Here is a 9,813-nt window from a genome sequence, read left to right as displayed (position 1 = left end):
ACGCGCGGTGCATCGCATCCCACATGGCGCGATCTTCCGGCTTGGTCTCCGGTGGGCGCGGGTGGCCGGGCAGTTGGGGGACTGTCCGGCCCCGATCTCCTCGCGGGCTTTGCCATCGTCTCCCCCAAGACTCCGGCGGCTCCGCTCAGGAACGCGATCCCCCTCGCGTTCTTTATCCGGTGAAAAGTCTCTGCAACGCTCCCCCCGGGCTTCGCAGACCCCTTGACCTGCCATAACACTACCTGGCTAAATGTAACGGGCGCGTCATCCAAAGGTTGATTTTGCGCCTACACCCAACCTTGACCCGGTATCACCGAAGCCTCCGTCAATCCCCGCCGGATACCCGAAAATCCGGCTTTCCTCCGGTAGATCGGCCTGTTTCGGACTTGGACCGGGGACCGATCTCCCCGGTTCGAGCTCGGACCGGGAGCCGGCCGGTCCGGGTCAGGGTCAGGGGAGTTCGAGGCCGACCTCGGTCTTCTCCCGCAGCGCCCGGCTCACCGTGCAGTACCTCTCCTCGACGCGGTGGGCCACCGCGCGGAGCACCTCGGCGGCCTTCTCGTCGCCCTCGGGCAGCTCCACGTCGTAGCTGATGGTGATCGGCCCCAGCCTGCTCGCCTCGATCTTCTCCGCCTGAACGGTCATCGCCAGGCGGACCATGCGGTGGCCGCGCTGGGCCGTCAGCGGCTCCACGGTGACGATGTTGCAGCCGCCGAGCGCCGCGAGCAGCAGTTCGACCGGGGTGAAAGTGCCCTGCTCGTCACCGCTGCCCATGGCGACCTCGGCTCCGCGGTCGTTGCGCGCCACGAACCCGTCCTCGGTCCGTTCCACTCTCACCTGCGCCATGGCGCTCCTCCCCGGCCTTCCTCGATCTGCGGATCACCCTACCGAGGGAGGACACCCGCCTCAGGCATCGGGATGTTTGGACAGGTATTCGATGTAGAACGGGCGCAGCGCCTCACCCAGCTCCCCGTGGCCCGAGACCATGGCGTCACTGAGCAGGGCCGAGATCCGGCTGAGGTCGTTGGTCGTCTCGTCCTCGCGTCCCGATGACGCCTCCGCCGCCGGGATCAAGGAGAGCAACTCCCACAGAAAGCCGAGATCTCCGTGATGCACGGCGTAGTGGACCGCGCGATCATGCAGTTCCTGGGCCGACAGCGACTCAAGCTCATCCGTTTCCAACAGACCCACCCCCTCACGCCCCTTCTGCCCCGAGATTGCGACCATCATGCGCGATCGACGGTACGCGCAGTCAGCGCGCCAGCCTGACCAGCATTTTTCCGGTGTTGGCGCCGCGGAGCATGTCGATGAACGCCCGAGGGGTGTTCTCCAGACCGTCGACGACGGTCTCCGTCGAGACGAGCCTGCCCTCGCGGAGCCAGGCGCCCAGCTCGGCGATCATGTCGGGCAGCCGCGCCTGGTGGTCGGAGACGATGAATCCACGCAGGGTGAGCCGCTTTCCCACGGCCAGGAAGAGGTTGTTCGGGCCCGGTACCGGCTCGGTGGCGTTGTAGACCGAGATCGCGCCGCACATCGCGACCCTGCCGTACATCCTCAGCTCGTCGATGGCCGCCTGCAGCTGGTCACCGCCGACGTTGTCGAAGTAGACGTCGATCCCGTCGGGGGCAGCCTCGGCGAGTTGCTCGCGGATCCGGCCGTCGCGGTAGTCGAAGGCGGCGTCGAAGCCGAGATCATGGATCAGGTACGCGACCTTCTCCGGCGACCCGGCGCTGCCCACCACCCGCGAGGCGCCCTTCAGCCGGGCGATCTGCCCGACCAGGCTGCCCACGGACCCGGCCGCGCCGGACACGAACACCGCCTCGCCCTTCTTGAAGTGCGCGATGTCGAGCAGGCCCACGTACGCGGTGAGGCCGGTCATGCCCAGCGCCCCGAGGTAGGCGGAGAGCGGGACGCCCGGGATCTCCTCGACCTTGCGGGCCTGCCCCGCGTCGAGCACGGCGTACTCGCGCCAGCCGTACCCGTGGGTGACGATGTCCCCGGGGGTGAGGTCCGGCGAGCGCGACACGACGACCTCGCCGACGGCCCCGCCGTCGAGGGGGGCGCCGATCCGGAAGGGCGGGGTGTAGGACTCGGCGTCGTTCATACGTCCCCGCATGTACGGGTCGACGCTCATGAAGAGGTTGCGGACCCCTATCTCCCCCTCCCCCGGAGGGGGAGCCTCGACCTCGGCCAGCTCGAAGTTCTCCGGGACCGGCCAGCCCGAGGGCCGTGACGCCAGCCGGATCTCCCGCGACACCGTACGTCCGGCGGCACGCGCCGGCGTCTCGTTCGCGGCGGCGGTCCTCCCGGCGCCGGTGCCGGTGCCGGGACCGGAGGCGGGGGTGGGACCGGGCCTGGGGCCGGGACCGGGGACAGGTCCGGGCCTGGGAGCCGAACCGGGGCCAGGCTTGGGAGCCGGGCCTGGGCCGGACTCAGGGCCAGGCTTGAGGCCAGGACCAGGCTTGGGAGCGGGGCCGGGACCGGGTTTGGGGCCGGGACCGGGGACAGGTCCGGGTTTGGGAGCCGAACCGGGGCCGGGGCCGGGTTTGGGAGCCGAGCCGGGGCCGGGTTTGGGGGCGGGACCCGGCCTTGGGCCCGGCTTGGGGACGGGCCGGGTTCCGGGTTCCGTCCCGCCTCCGGTGGACTGATCTCCTGATCGGCCGCTGGATGGTCGGTCGTCCGACATGATGAGGCCCCCTCGGCGATTCACACTTCTCATCTGGGACTTTCTCATCCGGTAGCGGTCCTCCTTGCGAGACGGCGACGCACCTGACAAGATCTCGCCACTTTCGTGACCGCATCCGGTCATGGATGCGAAACTTTGCCCGGAAGCCGGAACTCGGTCCGCCTCCCCGGCCACCATGATCACCGTGCCCGTGGCGCTCGGTATCGATCGGATCAGCAGGCGCTCAGCCGACCAGCAAAGTGTCTAGTGTCCGTATATATCCGCTTCGGGCTGCAGATCTGCCGCCCGCCCGACCATCCATGCGAGGATGCCCAAACGTGAAGATAATCATCAAAATACTGGTGGTGGCCGCCGCCCTGTGGGCGGCGACCCGGCTCGTGGACGGCATCACAGTGTCCGCGCAGACCCCCGTCAAGGAGATCGGCACGCTGCTCGCCGTCGCCCTGGTGTTCGGGATCGTCAACGCCGTCCTCAAGCCCATCATCAAGACGCTCGGCTGCGCCTTCTACATCCTCACGCTGGGCCTGTTCGCCCTGGTCGTCAACGCCGGACTGCTCATGCTGACCAGCTGGATCGCCAAGGAGCTCAGCCTGCCCTTCCACGTGGAGGGCTTCTGGCCCGCGTTCTGGGGCGCGATCGTCATCGGCCTGGTCAGCTGGATCCTCGACCTGATCCTCGACGCGATCGTCGGCGACTGAGTCGATGGTCGTCCTCCTTGACGGCGCCCACCTGACCTGCGAGCAGGTCGATCGGGCGGCTCACGGCTCCGGGGTCGCGCTGGGCTCCACGACCCGCGCGCGGGCGGCGTGGCGGACGGCCACCCTGCTCGAAGGGCCGGTGTACGGCCGGACCACCGGGGTGGGCGCCAACAAGGACGTGGAGACCGAGGCCGCCGGTCTCGACCTGCTCCGCAGCCACGCGGGCGGCGCGGGACCGCGGATCGAGGAGTTCCGTGCCCGCGCCACCCTCGTCGTCCGGCTCAACCAGCTACTCGCCGGCGGCTCGGGGGTCGACCCCGCACTCCTGCCGGTGCTCGCCGCCGCCGTCAACCGGGGCCTGACCCCGCCGATCCGCACCTACGGCGCCATCGGCACCGGCGACCTCACCGCCCTGGCCACCACCGCGCTCTGCCTGGTGGGCGAACTCGCCTGGAGACCTCCCGCCGAGGGCGTACGAACCGAGAAGAACGCACAGCCCGAAGACGCACTGGCCGAAAGCCCCGCTCCCGGAACGCGGGCCGGTGAGCCCGTACCCCGGTTCGCGCTCGCCGCCGGTGACGCGCTGCCGTTCATCAGCTCGGGCGCGGCGACCCTGGCGGACGCCGCGCTGGCCTGTCACCGCCTGGGAGTCCTGCTGTCCGCCGCCACCGCGGTCGCGGCCCGCTCCTTCCTCGCCGTCGAGGCCTCGCTGGAACCGCTCTCCCCCGTCGTGCAGCGCGGCCCCGAACAGACCTCGGTCGCGGCCGGGCTGCGCGACCTGGTCGGCGTCACCAGCCCGCGCCGCGTGCAGGACCCGTACGGCTACCGCGCCTTCCCGCAGGTACACGGGGCCGCACTCGACGCTCTTCGCCACGCGGAGCGGACCGTCGCCGAGGAGATGAACGCGGCTCCGGAGAACCCGTTGATCGCCGATGGCCGGGCGTGGCACAACGGCAACTTCCACTCGGCACGGGTCGCGCTCGCCCTCGACGCCCTGCGGGCCGCGCTCGTGCAGACCGCGACGATGAGCGCCGCCAGGCTCGCCACCCTGAACGACCCGGCCCATACGGGGCTGCTCCCCTTCCTCGCCGAGCACTCCGGCGGCTCCGGGGTGATGATCCTCGAATACGTCGCGCACTCCGCGCTGGCCGAGCTGCGCCATCTGGCCGCCCCCGTCACCCTGGGCGGCGCCGTGCTCTCCCTGGGGACCGAGGACCACGCGAGCTTCACCCCGCAGGCGGCCCGCTCCGCGCTCGCCGCCATCGAGCCGCTGGAGATCGTCCTGGCCTGCGAGCTGGTGGCCTCCGTACGGACCCTGCGCCTGCGCGGCGTCCCCTGCGACCTGCCCCTCGATCCCGCGCCGGCCGACCGCCCGCTGGACGCCGACCTCGACGTGGCACGCGGGCTACTGCCCGGCCTCGCCCCTCGCTGACCGCCCGCCGGTCAGCCGACCGAGCCACGCTCGCGGAGCTGGGGGGCCTGGACGATGCGGCGGCGGCGCGGGTTGCCGTCGGCGGCGGCCACCACCATCCGGACGGCGGCGCGGACGATGCCGTCGATGTCCCAGTCGACGGTGGTCAGGCCGGGGGTGAGCAGTCCCGACATGGGGTGGTCGTCGTAGCCCATCACCGACACCTCCGACGGGATGACCAGCCCCCGCTCGGCCGAGGCCGCGTAGACCCCGTAGGCGATCGAGTCGGCGAAGCAGAAGAACGCCCGGTGCCCGGCGTCGAGCATCTCGCCGGCGACCCTGGTGGCGGAGGCCGGCGAATGCGGGGCGGTGACCAGCTCGATGTCCAGATCCAGCCGGCCGGCCTCGGCCATGACGTGCACGTCGGCGGGCCTGTCGGGGGTGCTGGCCCTGGTCGAGGTGAGGACGGCCAGGCGCCGGTGCCCCCGCTCGCGCAGGTGTTCCAGGGCCAGGGTCACCCCGGCCCTGTTGTCGAAGACGACCTCGCCCGCGGCGCGCGCCCCGGCCAGCGCGTCACCGATCGACACCACCGGCAGCCCCTCGCACAGCTCGGCCCAGAGCGGTGCCGCGGGGTCGACCGGCTGCACGATCAGCGCGTCCACCCGCTGGTCGCGGAGCTGCCTGGCGAGCGTGTACTCCCTGGCGGGGTCACCCGCGGCGTCCAGGATCAGGGCGTAGCGGTCGTTGTCCTTGAGCGCGCGGCCGATGCCGACGGCCAGCGCCTGCTGCCAGAGATCCTCCAGCGAGCCGCAGAGCAGGCCGATCATGCCGGTTCTGCCGCTGGCCAGCGCACGGGCGATGGGATCGGCCTCGTAGCCGAGCTCGGCCGCGGCCCGGCGTACCCGCTCGATGGTCTCCTCCGAGACCTGCATGCCGCGCAGCGCGTACGAGACGGCGGCGGGTGACAGGCCGGTGGCCTTCGCCACCTCACGTATGGTCGCTCGTTTCCGAGGCTGAGGCATCGGACCAGCCTATTCCTCAGGGCCTCCGGGAGCGCGCTCCGGAGCGGATCACATCTTTCCGGAGGTATTGACACAACAGGGGGTGAAACGGTTCACTGAAACGGTTCACTGAACCGTGTCACTGTTGGATGTGGCATGGTGGGAGCGGTTACCTATATTCTAGGTAGGGAATACCTCGATAGCCTGGGAGGAGGCCGGTCGTGACCGTCGACGTTCACCAGCATCTGTGGACGCCCGCGTTCGTCGACGCGCTCAGGCGCCGCACGGCCGCCCCCCGCCTCGACGGCTGGACCCTCCACACGGACGGCGAGCCCCCCTACCGGGTCGACCCCGCGGACCACGACCTCGCCGCGCGCCTCGCGCTGAACTCGGACCTCGCCCTGGCCCTGGTGTCGCTGTCCAGCCCGCTCGGCATCGAGTCGCTGCCGCCCGAGGAGGCCTGGCCGATCATCGACGCCTACCACGAGGACGCCCTGGCCCTGCCCGCGCCGTTCGGCGCCTGGGCGGCGACCTGCCTCAGCGAGATCGATCCGGGCAGACTCGCCGAAAGCCTCGACACCCGGCATGCGGGGCGAGGGTTCGCCGGGCTCCAGCTGCCCGCGACCGCCGTGCGCGACGCCGCCGGCCTGGCCGGGGTCGCCCCACTGCTCGACGCGCTCACCGAGCGCGACCTGCCGCTCTTCGTGCACCCCGGCCCCGCCCCGGAGGCCGAGGAACCCGAGGGAGCCGGGGTGCCCGGCTGGTGGCCCGCCGTCGTGCCGTACGTGCAGCAGATGCACGCCGCCTGGTACGCCTTCGCCGCCTTCGGCCGGGCCCGCCACCCCCGCCTGCGGGTCTGCTTCTCGCTGCTCGCCGGGCTGGCCCCGCTGCACTCCGAGCGCCTGGCCAACCGCGGCGGGGAGGGCCGGGGGCAGGTCGACCCCGGCGTCTTCCTGGAGACCTCCTCCTACGGTCCGCGCGCCATCGACGCGATCATCCGCGAGCTCGGTGTCGACGTCGTGGTCAGCGGTTCCGACCAGCCCTATGCCACCGCCCCGGACCCCGGGCTCGGCGACGCCGCCTGGCACGCCATCGCGGTCACCAATCCCAACCGTCTGTTGAACCGGAAGGAGTCGCGTCAGTGAACCAGTCCCAGGGCCGCGAGAGCTGTGCGCTCCCGGCGACGACGGCCCCGAGCGCTGAGAGCGCCACCCGAGTGCACAGCGGCGGCGGTGAGTCCTCATGAGCTACGAGACCCTGCCCGCCCGCGTCCTCGACCGGCGCGAGCTGCTCGACCTGGTCAACGAGCTGGCCGCCGACCCCTCGCGGTGGGAGGACCAGGTCGAGTTCCCCGAGCAGGGGGGCCGCCACTACGCCTCCCTCTACCGTGACTCCCACGTCGACGTCTGGCTGCTGTGCTGGCGGCCCGAGGACGACACCGGCTGGCACGACCACGACACCTCCTCCGGCGCGGTCCGGGTGGTGGCCGGGACGCTGCTGGAGTGCAACCCCCGGATCGGCGGCGAGCATCTGGAGACCGTGATCTCCGAGGGAGAGTCCTTCTCCTTCGGCCCCGACCACATCCACCGGCTGAACGGCGCGGTGCACGGCAGCGTCTCGATCCACGCCTACTCGCCGCCGCTCTGGCGCCTCGGCCAGTACTCGATCAGCGACAGCGGCGTGATGCGCCGCGTCTCGGTCAGCTACGCCGACGAGCTGCGCCCGCTGGACGACGCCGGGCAGCTGGTCGAGGTCGCCTGAGCACGGACGGCCCGGGCGGAGATTCGGCGGGGAGACGGCCCAGGACGGTGCCGAACTTGATCAAAAAAGTTTTGATCAAGTTCGGCACCGGAAGCAGAGCGCCTCATTTCACGCGGACCCGTGGGGAGCACTGCAGAGCATGTCAGATTCCGGCCGGTGCCCGGTCGGCCCACAGGGGCTCAGGCGTTTTTCACAGCAGCTTGAGTGCGTAAAAGATCGCAAGTAGAAGTGTCACGGCACCTGCGAAGGCAGCGCCACCCAGCAGGATGGCCGAGAAGACCACGGCCCCTCCCACTGATGCGGCCCCCGAGCCGCTGTGGCTCTCCAAGATCGGCCGGACCTCCCGCACGCCCTACGCCGCCGTTTTGGCGCCTCCGCCCTCGCCCCGCGCCAGTGCCAGGACTGCCTGGCTTGAATCGCCGCTGGCTGGCGGGGGTCCCGCTGCAACCCGTGCCGACATTGGCGCGAGAGGAATCCACCAGGTCAGTGCCGCCGTTGCGGTCGGGACAGCCTCGCGGTACGGGCCAGCCGCTGCCGTGGCTGCCACCCGTACCGTCTGCTCGACGAAGCCCGGCCCGCCACAAGACGGGCCACGCAGTTGGTGATCGACCTGCCGATCGGCAAGGGCGGGCCGATGCCGGCGTTCACGGTGGGCGATGAACCAGCCCCGATCCACGGCAAGGAGCGGCTCGCGCTGCACCTCTGCTGGGGGCAAGAGTCGCTGTTCGCGATCCGGCGCGACTGGACGCCGCTGCTGGTCCGGCTGAGGGACCTGCCTTTCAAGGAACTTCCGCTGACGGGAGCCGCCCAACACCTGGTGGAGGAGTTCTCCCGCTACCGGCGAGAGAGCCGGCCCGACTACACGGAGAACATCCGACCCCTCACCTATCTCGTGTACTGGCTCGGCGCCGAGATGACCTTCTTCGAACGCGATGTGTACGACCTGGCCGAGCTGGATGCGAACCTCGCGGCTGCGCCCGTCTGCAAGTTCCTCCGTGACCATGGCCTGCTCGTGGAGGATCCCGACCTACACCAAGACGCGAACCAGGTGTGGATCGAGACCACGCTCGCCGCCCTGCCGGATCCCCTCGCGAGCGAAATGGCCACCTGGGTGACGGTCCTGCGCGGCCAAGGACGCCGCGAAGCCGAGCCCCGCGGGTACGATGGCATCCGCCGCTACCTCTTCACCCTCCAGCCCGCCCTTATCGCGTGGACCATCACCGGCGTGACCACGCTCAGAGAGATCACCTCAGCCGATGCCGAGATGGCCCTGAATGGCCTGGTCGGCTCTGCCTGCAGAGGACTCGCCATCGCTTTGCGCAGTTTGTTCCAGGCGCTGAAGCGCGAGCAGGTGATCTTCCGCGCCCCTGCCCGGGACCTACCGGTGGGCGACCTCAAGGGCGTCCCCAGATCCGTCCCTTCCGATCTCCTGGCTGGGCTGCTGGAGGAAGCCAAGACTCCGTTTGGGCGCCTGGTCATCGCGCTGGCCGCTATCCATGCCTTGCCCGGACACGAGATCGCCTTCCTGCACCGTGAACCTCGACTTCTCTCGCGGGACCCTCGAAGTACCTCGCGGCCTCCTGCGGCACACCCTCTACCTGGAAGCCCTCACCCACCACCTCGCCGCCGACTGGTTGACCTACCGCCACCAACGATGGCCCGCCTCGCTCAATCCTCACCTGCTGGTCAGTCAGAAGAGCGTGGTCGACCCCGACCACCCGGCCGTCAGCATCAGCCTCCTCCGCAGAGCCGTTCCCCGAGGGCTGACCCTGGAGGGCCTGCGCCGAGACCGCATCTTCAACGAGGCGTCCGAAAGCGCCGCCCCCCTCAAGCTGATGCGGCTGTTCGGTCTCACCGAGAAGACCGCCCTCCACTACGTCACCACCGCCCATCCCGAACGCACCGCCAAACTCCCCAGATGACCGGCTCGATGACGACCGCCCGTCTGCCTCGGTAGCGGCAGGCCAAGCCCGAGGTCAGGTGCGAGGCGCGTACATGATGACCAGGACCCCAGCCAGGCAGACCAGCGCTCCGATCACGTCCCACCGGTCGGGCCGGAAGCCGTCCACCACGATGCCCCAGGCCAGGGATCCGGCGACGAACACTCCGCCGTAGGCGGCCAGGATCCGGCCGAACTTCGCGTCCAGTTGCAGGGTGGCGAGGTCACGCCCAGAGAGGTGGTGTTTGAGAAGGCCACCCGTAATCCGGTGACTATTAAGAGGTAATCGCCTCAATAGTCACTTTAGCATCGTTTGT

At 70.3% G+C, this 9,813-nt stretch carries 9 protein-coding genes and 1 pseudogene; 5 read left to right on the top strand and 5 right to left on the bottom strand.

All coding sequences use genetic code 11. The features are described from left to right. Positions 1-450: 450 nt before the first annotated feature. The 3 genes from AB0J58_RS42800 to AB0J58_RS42790 are packed head-to-tail and all read right to left on the bottom strand — an operon-like array spanning position 451 to position 2,257. The gene (locus tag AB0J58_RS42800; protein ID WP_364227171.1) at positions 451-846 is read right to left on the bottom strand and encodes an OsmC family protein; all 396 of its coding nucleotides are present in this window, start codon (positions 844-846) and stop codon (positions 451-453) included. Between the two features lie 60 nt (positions 847-906). Further along, positions 907-1,230 (bottom strand): hypothetical protein, encoded by a 324-nt coding sequence (locus AB0J58_RS42795; RefSeq protein WP_364227168.1) that lies wholly within the window; start codon positions 1,228-1,230, stop codon positions 907-909. 22 nt (positions 1,231-1,252) lie between these two features. Continuing rightward, on the bottom strand, positions 1,253-2,257 hold the full coding sequence (locus AB0J58_RS42790) for an NADP-dependent oxidoreductase (protein WP_364227165.1): 1,005 nt from the start codon (positions 2,255-2,257) through the stop codon (positions 1,253-1,255). Positions 2,258-3,003: 746 nt separating this feature from the next. Here AB0J58_RS42790 and AB0J58_RS42785 point away from each other — a divergent pair. Both AB0J58_RS42785 and AB0J58_RS42780 read left to right on the top strand, forming a co-directional pair. Beyond that, positions 3,004-3,384 carry a phage holin family protein gene (locus AB0J58_RS42785; RefSeq protein WP_343962950.1) on the top strand — a complete coding sequence of 127 codons (381 nt, stop codon included), beginning with the start codon at positions 3,004-3,006 and terminating at the stop codon, positions 3,382-3,384. 4 nt (positions 3,385-3,388) lie between these two features. Continuing rightward, entirely contained in the window at positions 3,389-4,816 is a 1,428-nt protein-coding gene (locus tag AB0J58_RS42780) for an aromatic amino acid ammonia-lyase (RefSeq protein WP_364227162.1), read from the top strand. 11 nt (positions 4,817-4,827) lie between these two features. On the opposite strand, the gene AB0J58_RS42775 is transcribed toward AB0J58_RS42780, so the two are convergent. Next, positions 4,828-5,781, bottom strand: coding sequence for a LacI family DNA-binding transcriptional regulator (locus tag AB0J58_RS42775; protein WP_364227160.1), 954 nt, complete (start codon positions 5,779-5,781; stop codon positions 4,828-4,830). A 236-nt stretch (positions 5,782-6,017) separates the two neighbouring features. Between AB0J58_RS42775 and AB0J58_RS42770 the strand changes: the two genes are divergently transcribed. From AB0J58_RS42770 to AB0J58_RS42760, 3 genes are all read left to right on the top strand, one after another. Further along, positions 6,018-6,941 (top strand): amidohydrolase, encoded by a 924-nt coding sequence (locus AB0J58_RS42770; protein ID WP_364227158.1) that lies wholly within the window; start codon positions 6,018-6,020, stop codon positions 6,939-6,941. Positions 6,942-7,038: 97 nt separating this feature from the next. Beyond that, complete coding sequence (locus tag AB0J58_RS42765; RefSeq protein ID WP_364227155.1) at positions 7,039-7,557, top strand: cysteine dioxygenase family protein; 519 nt, start codon at positions 7,039-7,041, stop codon at positions 7,555-7,557. A gap of 1,532 nt (positions 7,558-9,089) precedes the next feature. Further along, positions 9,090-9,479 (top strand): hypothetical protein, encoded by a 390-nt coding sequence (locus tag AB0J58_RS42760; protein WP_364227152.1) that lies wholly within the window; start codon positions 9,090-9,092, stop codon positions 9,477-9,479. Positions 9,480-9,533: 54 nt separating this feature from the next. On the opposite strand, the pseudogene AB0J58_RS42755 reads toward AB0J58_RS42760, so the two are convergent. Then, a pseudogene (locus AB0J58_RS42755) lies at positions 9,534-9,716 on the bottom strand (YnfA family protein); the annotation flags it as partial. Between the last annotated feature and the right edge of the window lie 97 nt (positions 9,717-9,813).

Origin of the sequence: Streptosporangium sp. NPDC049644, assembly GCF_040675205.1 — a bacterium.
GTDB lineage: Bacteria > Actinomycetota > Actinomycetes > Streptosporangiales > Streptosporangiaceae > Streptosporangium > Streptosporangium fukuiense.
This window is presented reverse-complemented; position numbering and strand designations above follow the sequence as displayed.

What these genes read in the sequence shown, in the direction of transcription:
- AB0J58_RS42795 (WP_364227168.1), bottom strand. Translation starts at nt 1,230, where the DNA reads ATGATGGTCGCAATCTCGGGGCAGAAGGGGCGTGAGGGGGTGGGTCTG.
- AB0J58_RS42800 (WP_364227171.1), bottom strand. Translation starts at nt 846, where the DNA reads ATGGCGCAGGTGAGAGTGGAACGGACCGAGGACGGGTTCGTGGCGCGC.
- AB0J58_RS42780 (WP_364227162.1), top strand. Translation starts at nt 3,389, where the DNA reads ATGGTCGTCCTCCTTGACGGCGCCCACCTGACCTGCGAGCAGGTCGAT.
- AB0J58_RS42765 (WP_364227155.1), top strand. Translation starts at nt 7,039, where the DNA reads ATGAGCTACGAGACCCTGCCCGCCCGCGTCCTCGACCGGCGCGAGCTG.